A 19,560-nucleotide genomic window follows, 5' to 3' on the forward strand; every position below is an offset into this window, starting at 1 on the left:
ACTGCTACCTGATAGTCATTTTCATACAGATAATCAGCAAGCTTTAAATGATAAACTCCTGTATGCTCCATTATGATAAGCATATCTGACTTTTTAAACTTTTTAAGATAAGGCTTAATTTTCTTTTCAAACTCTACTGGGTCAGATTTAACTTCAAAAGTTTCTTTCTTGTTATCATACAATACTGTTGCAGTAAATGATTTTTTAGATACATCTACTCCTACGACAATTTTATAGTTGTTCATAAAAGCACCTCCTTTCATAAAATACTTGACATGAGAGAAACTTCCTGATAACCTATCATCGTAATCAATACAGGCTTAAAAGCCTAATGTTCTGATTCAGGCTTTAGGAAGTTGTAGGAAGGACAGTCTAAAACATCCTGAACGGTCTTAAAAGACCAATGACAGAAACTTGATCTGTCCTTCCTTTTTTCTCCCATGTCTGTAATTATTATAAAACTTATTCTCTTAAAGTTTAAAAATTTTTGGTATACTTAATATACGATGACAGGAAAAGGTTAAATGATAAACATTAGAAAAAAGACAACCTTATTTGTCATTCTGCAGCCGGCGAAGAATATCATGCTTTTATTGAATTTCTCACCCGACGTATATGTAGAAATATAATGTAAATCTATTTCAACAGCAACATTAATATCTCTCACCATCTAACCTATCCATTATCACACTTTAAAATAAAAAAGCCCGCATTAAGCGGGCAAGGATTAGGGAGGTAAGCCTAAGGGACTATATCAATGAACATTTTTCCAAATTTTCTTTTTCCATGCAAAAGTTAATCCAGCCATGACTAACAAGTAGCCTAACACCCAAATACCTAATCTATTTCTTTGGTCTCTGTGTGGGTCTGCTATCTGATCAAGATAAGCTACAGTTTTTTCTGTTGCTTCTTTTGTTAGACCAAGTCTTGGCATTGACGTACCAGGAAGACCATTTTGAGGATTGTTTATAAAACTTTCTAAGTATTCCAATTCCTTAGCTTTTCCCATAACAGATAAATCCGGTGGAATTTTTCCAAGATATGCTTTTAAGTTATCTTTTGGAGTTTCTGCTTCAATTTTTTGATATTTTACAGAGTGACATCTTCCGCAAGCTTCAACTACTATTTCTTTACCTGTTAAATCTTTTTTAGCAACAGAAGACAAGTAAGCAATTATATTAGCTACATCTTCGTCAGAAAGCTGAGCCATTGGTGGCATTGCAAACTTTGGATTTTTTGTTGCTTCTTGAGGATTTTTAATAAACGCAGCAAGGAATTTATGGTCTACGATTGCAGCAATGTTTGACAGATCCGGAGGAACAACGTTAAAAGACGTAATAGCCGTGTTTTTATCCATTCCAGGGTTTATGCCATCATTTTTTAAACCATGGCAGGATGCACAGTTTGCCGTGAATAACTCTTTTCCCTTTGTAGCATCACCACCGGTTGGTGCAGACACTTTTAAATCAGAGTATGCATAATCTGGTTTTTTTATCTCTCCGTGCATAACAGAATGTGCATATGGTTCAATCCCCCAATATCCTATCAGAACTATTACAACCAGTATAGCTAATATTTTAAGTTCTTTCATAATTATCTACCTCCTGCCACTTTTTTCTTTTCTATTTTTGAGACAATAGGAAGCGCCAAGAAGAATGCGAAGTAAATTAAGCTACCAACAAATCCAAGCCAAGCATACAATCCAGTAGGAGGTAATTTTCCAAGAATTGTTAAGAAAACAAAATCAGCGATAAATATCCAGAAAAGGACTTTATAGATCGGTCTGTGTTTTCCGCTTACGATTGGAGATTTGTCAAGCCATGGTAAAAATGCTGCAATAAACATGCTAAGAACGAATGCAATAAGTCCAAGGTTTTGGCTGAAGAAGAATCCTCTTAAAACTTCATAAAACGCCAAGAAATACCATTCTGGGTAAATATGCATTGGAGTTTGCAAGTAATCTGCAGGTTGGAAGTTGATTGGGTCCATTGCAAATTTATATTGATAGAAAACTAAATAGAAGAAGAAAATTAAGAAAACCGACATAACAAAGAATTCTTTAGCCATGAATACTGGCCAGAACGGAATTCCTTTTCCATGTTTTTTCTCTTCTTTAGTGTAACGTTCCCCATCTTCGTTGTTTGAACCCACTATTCTAACTGCATAAAGGTGGATTGCAGTAAACACAATAAGCAATAATGGTAAAAATACTACGTGCAATGCAAAGAATCTTGTCAATGTTGCATCTTCAACTATATAGTTACCTCTTATCCAAACAACTAAATCTGGACCAATAAATGGGATTTTTTCAAATAATGTAGTGATTGTTTGAGCTGCCCAGTAAGACATTTGACCCCAAGGAAGAAGATAACCAGTAAATGCTGTTGCAGACATTAAAACAAAAAGAATGTATCCTGTAATCCATACTATTTCTCTTGGTGGTTTAAAAGAACCATAGTAAATTCCTCTTGCCATATGGATATATAAAACTAAGAACATAATAGATGCAGCAACAGCATGTGTATGTCTAAATAACCATCCGTATTCAACATCCATCATTATTGTTTTATTTACGCTATCAAATGCAAGGTGTGCATCCGGTTTATAGTACATCAATAAAAAAATACCACTAACTACTAAAATTGCAAAAACAAGCATTACAAGGACGCCAAAACTCCATAAAAAGTTAATATTTTTTGGCACATAATACTCTGTAAGCATTACTTTTACAAGTTCTCTGACGGCTAATCTTTCATCCAACCAATCTATAAATTTCATCTTCAACCTCCTCTATGTTTTTATGTAGTTAGACCTTTTTCTTTCATTTGTTTGTATTCAGACCCTTCTTCACCTAAAACAATAGTTGTTCCTTCGATTTTAAACGGTGGAACATCTAACGGTCTTGGTGGAGGTCCAAATATGTTTTTTCCGCAAGCATCATACTCACCGCCGTGACATGGACAATGCCAGATTTTTTTGTCTGCTTCCCAGTTTGGAATACAACCAAGGTGTGTACAAATACCCATTACGACTGTGTACTCGTCTTTTACACTTCTGTCTTTACATTGAACCATGTCCGGAGTTCTTCTCAAAACGAATACAGGTTTTCCTCTCCATGATATAACTTTAAACTCTCCTGGTTGTACTGTTGAAAGGTCAAAACTTACCGTTGCTTGAGCTTTTACTTCCGGAAGTGGTTCCCACGTTTTATACATTGCATACAAAACTCCACCAACACCTACCGCAGCCCATCCACCCATAGCATACAGTAGGAAGTCTCTACGGGACATTTTTTCATCTGTCATAACTTTACCTCCTGCTAAATTTTTAATGATAATTATCATAACTCTTTTTAAACAGTTTGTAAATATTTACTAAGCCAAGATCACCTAACTTTTTTTTCAATTTAATTAATGATATCGTCCATGACAGTTGATAAATTTAAAAAACAGGAAATTCTTTGCCGATTGCAGAATGACTGGGTGGATTTTTGAAACAGCTTCCAGTAACGATGCTGACTTTCTGAAATGTACAAGCTAAAAGAAACATGGGAAAATATTATAAAAGAAAGCTTTTAAAACAAGTAAAAGAATTAGATGATGTTATGGAAAAACATCCAGAAATAATCTTTAGATTACAAGTTGTAGAATTTGCTTTAGAACACTGTAGTAAAACTTGCAGTTGAAGCTTTTGGTGTATCAAAATCTACCATATACAGATGGATTAAAAATTATAAAAGCAGTAATAACAATCCTTTATCTTTAAAAAATCGTTATGTATCAAAAAAAATGCTGCAATATATGCTATGGTATAACACAGAAAGACCTCATCATAGTTTAAACAAAAAATCACCTTTACAATACTTTTGTGATATTATGAATTCAAGAAAATCGGAATTTTCCCAAACCGGTATAACCTATACAAAGATAAGCTTACGAAAATTTTGGAACACCCTCTACAAACGCTTGACAAATTAGGTATAATATTGGTAAACTTAGATATCATTACTTAAGGAGGTTAGATATGACAAAGTCAGAGCTCATTGCAAAGGTGGCGGAGAAAGCAGAGTTAAAAAAATCAGAGGCTGAAAGAGCAGTTAATGCTGCTATCGAAGCATTAGTAGAAGCTCTTTCAAAAGGTGAAAGAACGGCTATTCCTGGTCTTGGTGTTTTTAATGTAAAAGAAAGAAAAGCAAGAAAAGGAAGAAATCCAAGAACTGGTAAAGAAATCAAAATACCGGCAAGAAAAGTTGTTGTATTTACAGCCGCAAAATCTTTAAAAGAAGCGTTAAACAAATAACATTTATCCGGGAGGAGTCAATCCTCCCTTTTTATAATATATTCACGAGACTATTTCTTTAGACTCAATCATTGAGACCCTCTTAAAAATGAGAATATAGAAGACAATATCGCTAAAAAAGTTTGAAAAAATACGATAGTGTAACCTGTTGGTAAGTCAAAGTTATAAGATACATAAACTGCCAAAAGATTGATTAAACTACCTAAAATCACAGCATAAAAAATTAAATTCTTAGAGAAAAACTGCATAACCGTAAACGCCGGAGCTATCAAGAGAGAAAAGACGACAAATACGCCGGCTAATGAAACTGAACTTGTGATTGTAATTGAAAATACAGAAAAAAATAACATTTCTTTTATAAATCCTGCCGTAAATCTGTTAATCACAAATAAAAACAACCCTAAGACTGTGTATAAAATAGCTGTTTTGTAAACCTCTGTCATATTTACAAACAGGATATCGTATGCAAGCAAATTGTTTAATTCCTCAAGACCGTGAGGTGATTTTGACATAATAATGAATATTAAAGAAATTCCAAAAGCATAAATCAGTCCAATAAAACCCTCTACAGAAACTTTTTCTTTTTTTGTTGCAAGCGTTATTAAAATAGCCGTTATTAGTGCAAAAGATAGTGAGATTAAATATCTATACTGACCTTCAAAAAAGAAAAGAGAGACTGCCGCTCCTGCGGCAGCCATTTGTCCAATAGATAAATCAGTAAAGATTATCCCTCTTTTTATTATTTCTATTCCAAAGTAAGAATGGATAACCAATAAAACTATAGATAAAGTCAATGCAGGTATTAAAATATCACTCATTTATTCATCCTTTCAACGATTGTATCAAATAAAGAGAACATATCCTTTGCCTCTTCTACTGCTCCAGCGTCATGAGGAAGGACTACAATTTTTAAACCCATCTTTTCTGATATGTATTTTGCAGGTTTGATAGGATGGTAAACATCTTGTAATATCATCTTCACATTTTCAGATTTTGATTTTAAGATTAGCTCCTCTAAATGCTTTGCTGTTGGTGGTATTCCGGGTAATGGCTCTATCGTGTCTACAGAGATAATGCCATATCTTTTTAAGAAATAATCAAACAGCTTATGATACTGATAAACTTTTACTCCTTTCAAGCTTGCCATTTTTGAATTCCAAACGGCTAATTTTTCATTCCATCTTTTCTTAAAGTCAGACAAATTATTTTTGTAATAATCACAGTTTGAACCATCAAGCTTACATAGTTTTTCTGTAATTACTTGTGAGATAATTGGCACATTATATGGGTCTAAGTGAAAGTGAGGGTTTCCCTCCGGATGTACATCTCCCATTGCTCTTGATACATTCTCCGGTTTTTCTATCAGATTGATGTACTGAGATAAGTCTAAAAATCCATTTGACCCGGGATTAATTTTTCTGTTACTTGCTTGGTTTAAAAGTGGTGGAAGCCAGCCAATTTCAAGACCAGCTCCATTGATGATTAATAAATCTGCGTTTCTAAGCTTTACAGTCAAAGATGGCTTTGGAACGATAAAGTGAGGGTCTAAGTTTCCGGAAGCTAAATAATCTACCTGTGCTTTCTCTTTTACAATCTCTTTTGTAATACTTGCTATGTATGGATATGTTGCTACTACTTTAATTTCTGCTTTTACAAATCCAAATGTTAATAAAATTAATAAAAACGATAAAACTCTCATTTTTAAGCCTGGTCAACCAAACTGTACAAAACTGTATAAAAGTGTAAAAAAGTGTATCAGTTTGCACAGCTTGGGTCAGGGTATTTATAGTCCGCCACTTCAGACACTTCCGACCCTGACAGGCGGTATTTTGGAAGTGTCATAGTCCCTGTACCAAGCACAGGAACTAACCTGTTAACCACTGCTATCCAATCCCCTAAAACGATTATTTGTTTTAAGGGAGAAAGATCTCTGTATGATCTTTCAAGACAGCAGAAGGCTAAGGCTATGGAAAGAACTTGCCAGCTTTTATGTCCGCTTGTAGGCAGACCCCTCACCTGTTCCTTCCGTTGGTTTAAAGGTTGTTGGGTAGCTGTCTTGCTCTTTCCACTTTCTAAACGTGAAACGTGAGATGTGAAACGTGAGACGTGGTTTTGTAGTGTTTTTAGGTTTTTTCTTAATTTTGCTAATTTACTTTTTAGTTTATTTCTCTTGTATTCATTGTTTTCTTCTTTTAACTTTTGTTTTAATTTTGCGATATTATCTTCAATTTTTGCTATAGTGTATGATAGAAAGTCGGTATCATTTAAAAGTTCTTTATAATTCTTAGGCAATTTCTCTTTAAATCCAAATCCTCTTCTTGCTATTACGTAAGCTCCTGCTATATCTTTGTCTATGTTGTATTGCGGAGAGTATTTTAATTTTCCAATTACTGATGTGTATGCAGGATTGACTTTTATTATTTCTATCCCGTTTCTTTTTGCTAATATTTCTATTTTGTTTAACAGTCTTTTATAGCTCCACTTTTGTAGTCTAATTCTTAATTTTGTAAATCCGTCTCCTTTTTTACCCTTTGGTAGTTTTTCTAAATTCTCAATAGCAATAGCTTTATTCTCTTCTTTTGCTATCTCTATTATCTTATATGCTATTTGCCATTCTAAGTATTGTCTTTTTTCTGAGTTTGCTTCTAATAATTCGTTTAAATCAATTCTTTCGTATTTCTCTAAATTTCCGTTTTTAGTTGCAAAAGCTAATGCTAAATGAAATGGGTATGCGTTTACGTCTATGCCTATTATTCCATTGTCTTTCTTGATTTTTATAGATGGTAGTTTTTCTTCTATGGATATAAAAGCATATAGATTACCGTTTTTTACTTTTAGTCTGACTGAATATGGGAACCATTCTTTGTATTTATATGCATTTTCAAGCATGAACATAAAATCTATCCATTTGTCTTTTTCTCTTCTGACATCTCTAATTACTTTTGCGTAGATATATTGTCTGTCTCCTATGTTTATTCTCAAATAAAGCTCATTATCTATCCACTCAAATCTTAGATTTAGATTTCCTTGTCTAGATTTATCTCCTCTTGAATATAAATTTCCTTGTCTGCTTTCTTTCCATTTTGCTTTTAACTGTTTTCTTCTTTTTCCTGTTAGGTGGTTTTTCTTTAATTGTTCAAACACTTTCCTTGAGCCAAATATAAGCTTTTTTGGATTTTGACCTCTTTCTTTACATGATGAAATGGTGGATTGTGCTAAGAGTATTGCATCATCTGAGTACCTTGTGTTTATGTCAAATAGTTTTGATAGTGTCTTTTTTAGATCTTTTCTTTTTTCGCCTTCCAATAATCTCTGGTATGCATATCTCATAGCAGATGAGAATCTACGCATTAAATCTAATATAGTTTCTCTATCTTGCGTATTTTGGAATTCAAGTAGGCATTGGAGTGTTGTCATCTTTAATTACTCTCTTTTCTTACTATTTACAATTTTACACTTTTTGTTTTATATATTATCAATATACGCTTTTTTACACTTTTTTACAGAAAATAGCAACTGTTGTGCACCTCCTTTTTAAAATCCGTGTGCTCCATGGGCACCAATTGCTAAGTTAAACTGCAGAATAACCTCATGAATGGGTTTTCTTTCCAAATTTTCTGTAAACAAGCTTTTGTCGTAGTTATACTGAAGTCTGATTCTTGAAAACTCGCTTGGCAAAAAGTCTATCATAGCAGAGTATTTATACATATTGTCCGGCAGGCTCCTGTTTCTACCGTTTACAAATACATCATTTTTATTGATTAAATCATATCTCAAACCGGCTCTCCATCTTTGGGCAAATTTATAGATACCTTCGACATAAAATCCTACCTGTTTTTTTTCAAGTTTTGGAGTTTGAAGGTTTCCACTGTTGTCATAACCAAACCTTGTTCCATCAAACTTTCTATAGATATATTCAGACTGTAAAAGTAAATATCTGTAAGAGTCTAACGTGTGTCTTGTTGTCAGCTCAAATCCATAAATTTTCGTATCGCCAGATAGTGCATGAGGGTTGTCATCTTCTAAATGGTTAATTCTTGTTTTTCCTTGTGCACATGATACACCTGTCAAGATTGAAGTATTGCCTATGTCAAAAGATGGTTTGATGAAAAATGTAAATAGATTTGGCTTTTTGGTGTCGCTGATTTTTATATTATCTCCGCTCCCATCTTTTTTAGTGTTGACAATAAATCCATTTCTGTTAAAGTTGTTTTCATTATCTCCTTGGAAGACTTCAAAGCCGGTTAAAAGATAAAATGGAGTTGGTGCAAGCCACGATAATTGAATGCCTGTTTCGTTTAGATTTTCTTCTCCAAAAACAGCTCTGTATATCAAAGGTGCGTCTGCAAAGTTCCAAACGTGATGGTGTTGCTTATTTAGCCTTCCAAACTCGCTATAAAATTTACCACCTTTTAGCTTTAAGTTATAGGGCAAATCTCTTGTTTGAAAATATCCTTCTTCAATTTCAAAGCTATCTTTACCAAGATGAAAAACACCAACCAAATCAAAGTATGGGTCAACTGCTGAAGATATATACATTTCAGAATAATTGAAGTTAAAACCTCTTTCAGCATTATATGGCGCGTGACCATGACTATGATCTCCGTGACTATGGAAAAATCCATGATTAAATCCTGGAATTTGAATAGATTTGTAGGTATCATCTGTAAGACTTCTGCTTACATAAGAAAAGTCTGTAATCAAAGATATATCAGGTACAAACTTAGCCTGCGAGAATGGATTAGATAGTATTTTATCAATGGTGCTTTCTGTTTGTAAGTTTTGTAATTTTTCCTTTGTCTGATTTAAAACTTCCTGTTGTTGCTCTAACTGGTTCAATCTTTCTTGAAGTTTATTTATAATCTCCCTTTGTTTTTCGAGCTCTTTTTTTAACTCCTCTATGTCTTCTGCGTATGAAAATGTAAATAACGCCAACGTTGCAAGTAAGTATTTTTTCATAGTGCACCTCCTGTTTTTAATTTTAAAAAGTTAAATCGTAAAAAGTTTAGATATCAAGCTAATACAGGAGGTGCTCTTGGATTTTTATTAGATGTTTTTTGAGATTTTAAGATTGACGTTTTGAATATTATTGGAAAATCTTGATTAAAAGTTTGTATCTCATAAAAAAATTCAAGAGAATTTGGGTCTTCTGATTGTTGGTTTAGTTGCAGTATACAAACCTGACAGTCAGTATGATGTTTTCCATCCTTATGATGGTGTGTTATAGTTAAACTATTTGCAATTAATAGTATTATGCTTATTAATAAGCTAAGAATTCTGCTTAGTTTTAACATGATAATATTGTTATTATAACATATACGTCGGGTGAGAAATTTAAAAAACCTGGAGATTCTTTTGTTGCCGGCAGCGGGTGACAGCGTTAGATGACTTTGTCTTCATGATGGCTTTATTGGAGGCTTTATTTTCAAAGTTTATAAAAATCACTTATTTCTCACTTGAAATTAATAACAAAATATTTAATTTCCAATCTCTTTCTCTACCAAACTACAAAATCGTTCATAATCTTCTTTTGTATCGATGCCGACGGTATCCTTAGAAGCTTTGGCAAGTTTTATTTTGTAGCCATTGTATAAAAATCTTAGCTGTTCTAACTTTTCTACTTCTTCTATTGGTGCAGGTTTAAGATTGTATGAAAAATCTATCAATGCTTTTTTATGATAGCCATAAATGCCTAAGTGTTTTTTTGGAGTAAGAGTTTTTAACATCTGATTAAAATCTAAATCCCTATAAAATGGAATTGGACTTCTTGAAAAGTAGATGGCAAAATCGTCTTTATCAGAAATAACTTTAACTATGTTTGGATTTAAATAATCATCTTCTTTTTCTATTGGATAATACAAAGTTGCAACAGGAGAATCTTTTAACAGGTCAAAAAGCTTGACTATATCTCCAGGGTCAATGAGTGGCTCGTCGCCTTGAACGTTGACTATATAGTCTAAATCTTTATCTTTTACTGCGTAAGCTATCCTGTCTGAACCACTTTTTAAATCCGATGGTGTAAGAATAATTTCAATTGGATAATCTTTCAAAATTTCTATAAATTCTTGACTATCGCAGGCAACTATTACAGGTATCTCCGTTTTAAGACAGTTTTCAACAGTCCAAGCAATTACAGGCTTTCCATTTACTGGCAAAAGTAGCTTATCTTTTAATCTTGTAGAACCTTTCCTTGCCGGTATAACAATAGCTTTTCTCATTTTACAATACAGATAACTTAAACTTTATGTAAAGCTCTTTTTGAAAATCTGTTAAAAATCCAATGGTTAAGCCTTGGTTTGTAATATCAACACCTTTTTCCGATTGGCTGATTGTGTTGATTGGATAGCTAAATATATCGCAATCTTTTACAGATTCTATAATGATCGTTTTATTTGTAAACTCATCAAATATAGAAAATTTATTGCTTTTTCCATGATAGATTGGCTGTCTGAACCTCTCTTCTAAATTTGCAAAATGGAAGTTAAATTCCAACAAGTATTTTAAAGGATTTTCGTATCTTGTTGTAAGGTTTACAATATACTCTATTGTACTTCCTTTAATAAAGTATTTTTTAACAAGAGTTGAATCATACTTTTTGTCTAAGTAAATACCACCTTCTCGTTTAAAAATGATTTCTTCGTTTACGTATTCAATATTAAATGGCTGGTTTGCAAAGTCCGAAAACTCTCTAAAACTACATCTATAAAAACTGTCTAAACTAAAGCTCTCATCTGTAATATGGTCTATAAATGAGTTTTTGTTATACCAATCGTAAATCAGCAAATCTTTTGCTTTTTCTGGGTCTATCGTCGTTTGCATCTCGTGAATTGTTGAGATTCCTTCATCGTTATGATTGCTTGATTGATTTGTTTGAAGTAGCTTATAGTGATATCCTTCTTTTCTTCTTGTTAAAGTGTTTTGAAAATTAAACTCTTTATCTTTAATTGAAAGCTCTGTTAGCTGACCTGCTTCTTTGCTATCAAAAATCAATATTAAATTATCTGTATGAACTTTTACCTCTTCGTATCCATCGTAATTTATATCTTTAATTTCAACTTTTTTATGTTTTTTTGTTATTTTTTCAATCTCTTTTTCTGCTTTTATGATAAATCTGTAAGCATTATTTCTTAAGTTTGGAAGATAAAGACCACCAAAAATTCCGTGCCATAAAACATCATTACATTGAGATTTTAAAAGATTGTCTAAAAAAGCTTGGTTTTTCTTATAATCTCTGTAAGAGATTGACAAGTCTAAAAATCTTTTATGTATCCTGTTTGATTCTGGATATTTTACTAAAAAGTTGTGCCATATGTTGCCTTTTACAAACTTTTCAAACTCTCGACTCATGTCGTTTTTTTCTAAAAATTCTTTTAATTTTTCAAACTTTTCAAAATCTTCTGCAAATAAGCTCCATTCTCCCATTTCATGGTATGAAGTGATAGGAAGGTAAGCTATTCCAAGTGGTTTTTGATTTTCTGAATATTCTTGATAGTGGGTAAATTCGATGTTCTTTGAGTTTGAAATTTCACTTAAAAAATTTTCTAACCAACCTTGCTGATAAACCCACTGGTAAGTTTTTGGCCAAATTCCAAACTTTTCTCCATCATCAAAAATTATTCCAGCTGGATTTTCAATGTTTGGCAAAGTATACAGATATTCTTTTATTTTATCGACTGTTTTAAACGGGATTAAATATCTAAGATTTTTATCTATTGGAAAAAGTTTTACTTTGTAGCCGTTTGACTCTGTAATGTAATATCCATAAAGATTTTCTTTTCTAAATCCTGCTGACAAGAAATGATAATCATCTACAATCACATAGTCAATTCCAAGATTTACAATATCCGGTACGATGCTACTGTCCCAAACCCTTTCTGTAAGCCATAATCCTTTTGGTGTCTGGTCAAAGTTTTCTTTGATAAATTTATTTAACTTCTCAATTTGATATTTTCTATCATCTGACGGGATGGCTGCAAGGATTGGCTCGTAGTATCCACCACTGAAAAATTCTATCTGACCGTTAAATGCTAAATCTTGAAGAAGTTTAAATGTTTCTTTACTATAATTTTTTATGTACTCTAAAAGCCATCCTGAGTAATGAACTGCAAACTTAAATTTTGGATATTTTTTAGCTGTTTTTAAAAAAGGTTTATAAGCCTTTTCTATAGCTTCATCAAGTACTTCATAAAAGTTTTCAACCGGCTGATGACAATGTATTCCAAATAGTAATTTAACCATCTTACACCATCCAATCATAATCAAAATTTTCTGATATATCTAACATAATTATACTGCAAACAGGCAACTTCTGTAAAAGCTGAGAATCTTTTAAGATTTCTATATAAAACTCAAACTTTTTCTCGTTTAGAAGATTTAAAGGTATTTTAATTTCAATTATTTTTTCGCTTACAGCTTCAACGCCGTTTTCATCTGTGTATTTTTCATTTGAAATTGGAACGGAAAATGAAATTTCTTTATCTGTGATGAAATTTAGTCTTAGTATATCGTTTTTTATCTGATTAACACTGCCATCAAATCTAAGATAAAAATTTTCTTTATCATAGCCATAGTAAAGTTTATTTAATAAAATCTCTGTGTTCATGGATGATAAATCAAAAGTTAAGTCTATCTCTCCTGAAAACAACCATTCAAAGTAGTTTGTAATCTTTCCATCAATTGTCGGTTTAATATAGTTTTTTGGCTTTTTTATGACAGGTTGTTTAAATGTTTGCTTTATCGGTTTACTTAGCTTAGCCGGTGGCTTTTTGCCAAGAACATCATAAACTTTCATTAGATTAGACCTAAATAAAAGGTCAAATTTATCTGCGTAGATGGTAAAATGGTCATCTCCATACCACCAAAACCAATCACTTCCTTCTGCTATGTAGATATATTCTATTGCTTTTTTATATAGATCATTTTCTTTTTCTGATTCTAAAAAGTTTCTTGTTTCTGATAGGTACTCCCACGCCGTGTTTTTCTCCGGATGTCCTATCCATGTTGTAAAATTTCCATATATCCAACTACCGGCTTTTATTGATTCTAAATTTTCGGTTTCTACATTTTTCTCTAAAACTTCTGAAAATGTAATACATTCTATCCATTTTTGGTGAGAGATTTCAAAGTATAATCTATCGAAAAAATCTTTACCATTGTTTTTATAAAACTCCCAAGCATTCTCTCCATCGAGAATCACACTTACAACTTGACAGTGCTGAGAAGAATTATAGATTGATTTTAGATGGGATATAAAATCATCCACTGCATCCTTTTCGTTCATGTTCTGATATCTAAATCCTATGCTATCGCTTAAATATCTATCTCTAAAAAACAGGTAAACATCTTTGTACTTGTAAATCTTATACTTATCTCTTTTTCCTATTGAGTTATAAAGCACATCTTCATCTGTTGCTGTCCATTTTATTTTATGCTCTATAAATAAATCTAATGTTTGATTTGATAAAGAACCTTCAGCCGGCCAAAGTCCATTTGGTTTTTTATCAAAAATACTTTGATACTCATCTAAAGCTGAATTAAGATGATAAACTGCATCTTCTTTAAAGTTTGCTGTAATCTTTGGTAGAGAGATATCAGGTTTAGATTCTTTGGCTGATTCTATGTTTAAAAGTAAAGGTAAGATGGGATGGTAATACGGCGTTGTGGTAATCTCAATCTTTCTGTCGCTTTCAAGTTTTTTGTAAAACGGGATGATTTCTTTTAGAAAGTCTAATAAAACATTTATGAGCTTTTCTTTTTCTTCTTGAGTAAAATCTTTTCCTTTTTCTAAAAGGGTTTTTATATAACGATTGTTTTCTCTAAGATAATTACCCGTCCAAGATAGCAAAAAGAGAACTTGTAAATCTAAAAAGTCTTGATTAGTTAAATTTTGAGTAGTCATATACTTTTGATAAATCTGAAAGTATCTTGGAATTGGCTTTATCATGGTGGTAAGATTTGCACTAAAAAGTATCTTTAGAAGATAGTCTTTTTCAGCAACAGAAATTTTATCTACGTCTTTCTTCGATAAGTTTAAGAATTTACAGCTTGAAGGATTTTCTGAATATATTTGAAGTTGTTTTATTAAAGAAGGAACTAAGTTAAACGTTGCTTTTATTTTTTTGTATCTTGAGACAAGCCATGGCATTTCGTAGTAATCTTTTATCGCATGTAAAAACACCCATGGCATTTCAAATTCTTGGGTAAATGGGTCTATATACCAAGGTTGGTGCATATGCCATAAAAAACAGAGGTATAGCTTTTTCATTTAATATTTTCTAACTCCTCAACACTTTTAGCTAAAGCTACTTTTGTAAAAATCTTGTCTAACTCTTCTATCTCTTTACACTGTTTTATAATCTTTTCTAAGCTCTCTGGAACAGTCCCAAATTTTAGCCGAGTTAATTTTATCAAATCTTCCATTTTAGCTTCTAATTTGCCTTCCAATTTTCCTTCCATTTTTCCTTTTATCCAACCTTCCATTTTCCATTTTTCTGTTAAAGTCATCATTTTTTCATCACCTCCAACTACTTCTTTTAAAACTTCTTCTACTTTTTCAATATCCTTCTTTACTAATACAATGTAGTCAAAAGCTAAATAAAGGCAATCTGATTTATATTCAATCATTAACTTAAAAATCGGCTTAAAGTTTTGGATGTCCTCAAAGATATGTTTCATAACAAGTAATGCTGAAATTGTGCATACATCTTGATATAGTCTGTTTTTCAAATCTTCATCTGATATTTGATTTAGATCTATAAGCAGGTAGTTTAACTTTAAGCTGTATTTTTCTAAATTTTTACTATTTAAAACAGGCAGAGTTGTAGGTATGTTCCATTTTCTTTCCCCGTGATAGAAAACTATATTAATGATTGGTGGGTAGTATTGTTTTTCTTTTGCTGTTTCTTGCCAAATTACGGCGTTATAGTGTAGTAGTTGAGATGGTAAATCGTAATCTATGTAAGATTTATGCTCAAAAATCAGTCTAATAAATGCTTCTTGGTCTTTAACTTTACATGTGTATAACAAATCAAGCACAAACTTTTTAGACTTTTTAGAAAATTTTTCTGTGTTTACTATGTTAAGCTGCTGTACTTCTTCTGCTAAATCTGGAGCAAATATATCTAAAACAGTTTTTACACTTTTGGGATTAGAAAATATTTGCTTAAAAAACCAATCATGTGGCTGGATATTTTCCATTTTCTATTCCATCCATTTGTTTATCTTGTCAATATACTCATTTAAAACAGCTTTTGCTTTCTCTTCTTTGTCAGAATTGACATATAGATGTAAACTATCTGCGTACTGGTCTGGAAGCATTAATATCCAAGTTTTCTTATCTATAAAAATTTTAACACCATCAACAAAAGATGCATCTTTTCCTATTGCTTCTTCGGTGAACTTTCTCATCATCTTTCCTTTTAGATTGATAGGACAAGATACAACTTTATGCTCAAAGTAATGGTTTGGAATAATTTTTTGTATATCTGATATTTTTTGTTTTGTTTTACTTAACATCTCAAGAATTTTAATAGAAGCAAACATACCATCAAAGCTGTAAGACATCTCTGTAAATGTATAATTTCCTTCAAGATTTCCAAAGAAGTAATAATCTTTTAAAAAGTTAGATTTTAGACCGATAGTTTTACCCCTTTCTATGATTATATTTTCAAACATCTCATCCATAACTTCAGGAACATAGACAGGTAAGTAAACTTTAACTTGTCTATTGACTGTTTTATCTATCAAATAAAGTATTATCAAAATAGCTGTTTCATTGTCTAAAATTTCACCATTATCTGATATGATTACCACTCTTTGACCGTTTGGATACATCACAAATCCAATATCAGCAGATAATACATTGACCATTTTTGAGATCTCTTCTGCGGATTTTTTATGAAGAGTTGAGATCTGAGACAATTTTTTCTCATCAAAATAAGCATTTAGAATAATGTTTTCTATCCCGATTGTATTTACTATATCCGGATATATGATAGAAGTAGAACCATTTAACAGGTCTGCGATGATTTTAAATTTATGACTTTTAATACTCTCTTGGTCTATCAATGATAAAAATTTTTCTTTGTAAGATTTCAGTGGCAGTGGTTCATCTTTGATTTCTCCTATTTCATTATAATTTACTCTTCTAAAACTTTCTCTAAAGAATATTCTTTCTATGGATTTTTCTGTGTTTGTGTCTATCAAAAGCCCGTCGTTGTCGTAGAATAAAATCTCTGTGATTGTTGGATTTTCTGGAGATTGTCTGAAATGTACTCCACCAATTGCATCAGTGTTTGATAGTAAAAATCTCATAACGGGAAGTGGCATAAGTTTTAAGTCTATAACGTTTAAACCTGACCCAAGCAGTCCACCAAGGAAAGACCTTTTTAGCATTCTTGAAGCCCTATGATAATCTCTTGACATTAAAATTGTCTTTCCAAGTGGCAATATAGACCCAAAGCTTGCAGCAAGCTTGGCTGCCATTTCGTTAGAAAGTTCAATATTGGTTCTTCCGGAGACTTTACCACCTTCAAACAATGAAGATTTCCATTTATCACCCCAAATAAGATTGCTGCTAATAATAGAGCCTTCTTCAATGAGTTTGTTTGGCCAAATGATAACATCTTTCTCAAATGCTACATTATCTTTTATCTCACAACCTTCTGCTATGATGACTCCATGCTCGGCTCTTACATTGTTTTCTATAATGTTATTATTACAGATGACAGAGTTTAAAAATCTGCAGTTGCTGCCAATTTTAATATCCCACCATAAAACACTGTCTTTAATGTATGTATTTTTTCCTATATGACAGTTTTTACCAATGACTACATTTTCAAGTGTGATATTTTCTTCTAATTTTACATTTTCATCTAATACAACTCTACCAACGACTTCTAAACTTGCTGGTAAATCTTTTGTTTTTGTGTATAAAACACCGGATGGATAAACGAGTTTTTCACCTTCAAAATCTATCTTTACTTTCTCTTTTAAAATATCTTTATTTACTTCTCTATAACTCTCCGGATTTCCAACATCTCTCCAATAGCCTTTCGCATTATATCCGTAAAGTGTGATTCCTTCTTTCATAAGCTTAGGAAATAGGTCTTTACTAAAATCAAACGGAATATTATCCGGAATATAATCTAATATCTCTGGTTCAATTACATAAATTCCTGTGTTTATTGTGTCGCTAAAAACTTCTCCCCATCCTGGCTTTTCTAAAAATCTAAGAATTTTTCCATCTTTATCTGTAATTACTACTCCAAACTGCAGCGGGTCTTCAACAGATGTTAGAGTGATTGTTAATTTAGAGTTAACAGCATCATGAAATCCGATGATTTCTTTAAAATCAAAATCTGTAACTAAATCCCCGCTTACTACGATAAACCTTTCATCAAGATACTTTTGGGCTTTTTTTACAGCTCCGGCTGTTCCATAATCATCGTCCGGCAGCACATAGTTTATTTTGATTCCTAAATCAGAGCCATCTTTAAAGTAGTTCTGGATAACTTCTGGCTTAAAGTATAGTAAGACAACAATTTCATTTATGCCAACAGATTTAAGTTTTTTAATAATATGTTCCATCATTGGCTTGTTAAGGATTGGAAGCATCGGTTTTGGAATGCTGTTTGTTAATGGTTGTATTCTTGTACCAAATCCACCTGCCATGACTACTGCTTTCATATTCTCCCCCCTATCTCAAAAAGGTTAAATAATTATAGCATTATTTGAGGCTACCCCAAAAAATCCACATTGTCATTCTGTGGTCGCGCGAAGAATCTCTTAATTTTCTTTTAAATCAAAAAATCAAAAGAGAAGACTCTTCGGCTTATAGCCTCAGGATGACACGGAAAGGCAAACTTACAAAAATTTTGAAACAGTCTATATCATTAATTGGTATGTTAAAATAATACTTAAAGCAATATTTTCGTTGAGAAATTGGGAATTAATATTTAGATAATAAGCGTCAGAGAAAGGGTGAATTTATTGCCGTTCTGCACCCGGCGAAGAATCTCATGTTTTTATTGAATTTTTTGCCCGCCGATGTATATAGTGGATTTTAAATATAAAAAAAGTATAAGGAGTTTTGAATGAATAAAGCGATAAAAAATCTTAAAAATTATCCTATGGAAGAATTAAATAAAATTAAAGCATCGCTAAAAGAAAGAGGAATAAAGATTTATGATTTTGGAACAGGCGACCCAAAAGAACCAACGCCAGAAATAATAAGAAATGCAATTAAAAATGCAATTCCGGAAGTTAGCCAGTATCCATCAGTTGCCGGAAGAAAGGAATTAAGAGATACAATTTCAAAATGGTTTGAAAACAGATTTTCTGTAAAACTAAATCCAGATACACAAATAATACCATCGGCAGGCTCTAAGGAAGCAATTTTTCATTTTCCGTTGGTTTTTATAGACCAAGAGGAAGATAAAAAAAGAGTCATATTTGGAACGCCGGCATATCCAGTATACGAAAGAGGAACGTTGTATGCTGGAGGAATTCCAACGCCTGTAAAACTAAAAGAAGAAGACGGCTTTTTACTCAGACTTGATAAAATTGATAAAGAAATACTAAAAGAGACAAAGATAGTATGGATAAACTATCCACACAACCCAACCGGAGCAGTAGCACCTGCAAGCTATTTTGAAGAAACTATAAAAATCTGTCAAGAATACGATATTATTTTATGCTCTGATGAATGTTATACAGAAATATACTTTGAAGAAAAACCACATTCAGCTTTACAGTTTGGTATGAATAACGTTGTAGTTTTCCATTCCTTATCAAAAAGAAGTGGTATGACTGGTTATAGGTCTGGCTTTGTTGCCGGAGATGAAAAGATTATAAGCTTTTATAAAAAAGAAAGGGCAAATTTTGGCGTTGCAAGTCCGGATTTCATTCAAATGGCAGCTAAAACAGCATGGGAAGACGAAAGCCATGTAATTGAAAGAAACAAAATTTTTAGAGAGAAGAGAGATTTATTTTTAGAATTTTTAAATAAAAAAGGTTTTGAATATCTGTATCCAAAAGCAACTTTTTATATTTGGATTAAAGCTCCAAACGGAATCTCTTCAAAAGATTATGCAAAGATTTTGTTAGAAAATGGTATTATAGTTTCTATCGGAGAAAATTTCTGTAGCAATACAGAGATAAACGAAGGAACCTGTGAAAGTCAATATTTTAGAATTGCATTAGTTCCAACCATTGAGGAATGCAAAGAAGCAATAAAAGTTTGGGAAAAGATTTAAATTGCAA

The 19,560-nt window shown here is 32.1% G+C and carries 17 protein-coding genes; 3 read left to right on the forward strand and 14 right to left on the reverse strand.

Features of this window, described 5'->3' with window-relative positions:
- The 4 genes from Q0929_RS04235 to Q0929_RS04250 all read right to left on the reverse strand — a co-directional run.
- On the reverse strand, positions 1–245 hold a 245-nt coding region (locus Q0929_RS04235; RefSeq protein WP_299238082.1), incomplete at its 3' end, for a transposase.
- A gap of 509 nt (positions 246–754) precedes the next feature.
- Complete coding sequence (locus Q0929_RS04240) at positions 755–1,591, reverse strand: c-type cytochrome (RefSeq protein ID WP_299238324.1); 837 nt, start codon at positions 1,589–1,591, stop codon at positions 755–757.
- Between the two features lie 2 nt (positions 1,592–1,593).
- The gene (locus Q0929_RS04245; protein ID WP_299238325.1) at positions 1,594–2,778 is read right to left on the reverse strand and encodes a cytochrome bc complex cytochrome b subunit; all 1,185 of its coding nucleotides are present in this window, start codon (positions 2,776–2,778) and stop codon (positions 1,594–1,596) included.
- Positions 2,779–2,798: 20 nt separating this feature from the next.
- Positions 2,799–3,305, reverse strand: coding sequence for a Rieske 2Fe-2S domain-containing protein (locus tag Q0929_RS04250; protein ID WP_299238326.1), 507 nt, complete (start codon positions 3,303–3,305; stop codon positions 2,799–2,801).
- A 242-nt stretch (positions 3,306–3,547) separates the two neighbouring features.
- On the opposite strand from Q0929_RS04250, the gene Q0929_RS04255 reads away from it, so the two are divergent.
- Entirely contained in the window at positions 3,548–3,685 is a 138-nt protein-coding gene (locus Q0929_RS04255) for a hypothetical protein (RefSeq protein WP_299238327.1), read from the forward strand.
- Positions 3,686–4,023: 338 nt separating this feature from the next.
- The gene (locus tag Q0929_RS04260; protein ID WP_299238328.1) at positions 4,024–4,299 is read left to right on the forward strand and encodes an HU family DNA-binding protein; all 276 of its coding nucleotides are present in this window, start codon (positions 4,024–4,026) and stop codon (positions 4,297–4,299) included.
- 68 nt (positions 4,300–4,367) lie between these two features.
- Here Q0929_RS04260 and Q0929_RS04265 read toward each other — a convergent pair whose 3' ends face one another.
- From Q0929_RS04265 to Q0929_RS04310, 10 genes are all read right to left on the reverse strand, one after another.
- The gene (locus tag Q0929_RS04265; protein WP_299238329.1) at positions 4,368–5,117 is read right to left on the reverse strand and encodes a metal ABC transporter permease; all 750 of its coding nucleotides are present in this window, start codon (positions 5,115–5,117) and stop codon (positions 4,368–4,370) included.
- Positions 5,114–5,998, reverse strand: coding sequence for a zinc ABC transporter substrate-binding protein (locus tag Q0929_RS04270; RefSeq protein ID WP_299238330.1), 885 nt, complete (start codon positions 5,996–5,998; stop codon positions 5,114–5,116). The genes Q0929_RS04265 and Q0929_RS04270 overlap by 4 nt, the downstream gene beginning before the upstream one ends.
- Before the next feature lie 56 nt (positions 5,999–6,054).
- A complete protein-coding gene (locus Q0929_RS04275) occupies positions 6,055–7,716 on the reverse strand; it encodes an IS200/IS605 family accessory protein TnpB-related protein (protein WP_299238331.1) in 1,662 nt (553 codons plus the stop codon).
- 117 nt (positions 7,717–7,833) lie between these two features.
- Positions 7,834–9,258, reverse strand: coding sequence for a hypothetical protein (locus Q0929_RS04280; RefSeq protein ID WP_299238332.1), 1,425 nt, complete (start codon positions 9,256–9,258; stop codon positions 7,834–7,836).
- Between the two features lie 53 nt (positions 9,259–9,311).
- Positions 9,312–9,593 carry a hypothetical protein gene (locus tag Q0929_RS04285; RefSeq protein WP_299238334.1) on the reverse strand — a complete coding sequence of 94 codons (282 nt, stop codon included), beginning with the start codon at positions 9,591–9,593 and terminating at the stop codon, positions 9,312–9,314.
- Between the two features lie 183 nt (positions 9,594–9,776).
- The gene (gene kdsB, locus Q0929_RS04290; protein ID WP_299238335.1) at positions 9,777–10,517 is read right to left on the reverse strand and encodes a 3-deoxy-manno-octulosonate cytidylyltransferase; all 741 of its coding nucleotides are present in this window, start codon (positions 10,515–10,517) and stop codon (positions 9,777–9,779) included.
- Position 10,518: 1 nt separating this feature from the next.
- The gene (locus Q0929_RS04295; RefSeq protein ID WP_299238336.1) at positions 10,519–12,537 is read right to left on the reverse strand and encodes an alpha-amylase/4-alpha-glucanotransferase domain-containing protein; all 2,019 of its coding nucleotides are present in this window, start codon (positions 12,535–12,537) and stop codon (positions 10,519–10,521) included.
- A 1-nt stretch (position 12,538) separates the two neighbouring features.
- Positions 12,539–14,563, reverse strand: a complete 2,025-nt coding sequence (locus Q0929_RS04300) for a glycoside hydrolase family 57 protein (protein WP_299238337.1) — start codon at positions 14,561–14,563, stop codon at positions 12,539–12,541.
- Positions 14,560–15,495, reverse strand: coding sequence for an Rpn family recombination-promoting nuclease/putative transposase (locus tag Q0929_RS04305; protein WP_299238338.1), 936 nt, complete (start codon positions 15,493–15,495; stop codon positions 14,560–14,562). The genes Q0929_RS04300 and Q0929_RS04305 overlap by 4 nt, the downstream gene beginning before the upstream one ends.
- Before the next feature lie 3 nt (positions 15,496–15,498).
- Positions 15,499–17,985: a sugar phosphate nucleotidyltransferase gene (locus Q0929_RS04310; protein ID WP_299238339.1), complete on the reverse strand. Its 2,487-nt coding sequence runs from the start codon at positions 17,983–17,985 to the stop codon at positions 15,499–15,501.
- Positions 17,986–18,392: 407 nt separating this feature from the next.
- Between Q0929_RS04310 and dapC the strand changes: the two genes are divergently transcribed.
- A complete protein-coding gene (gene dapC, locus Q0929_RS04315) occupies positions 18,393–19,553 on the forward strand; it encodes a succinyldiaminopimelate transaminase (RefSeq protein ID WP_299238340.1) in 1,161 nt (386 codons plus the stop codon).
- Positions 19,554–19,560 lie beyond the last annotated feature (7 nt).

The sequence above is a fragment of the Sulfurihydrogenibium sp. genome (genome assembly GCF_028276765.1).
Taxonomy (GTDB): domain Bacteria; phylum Aquificota; class Aquificia; order Aquificales; family Hydrogenothermaceae; genus Sulfurihydrogenibium.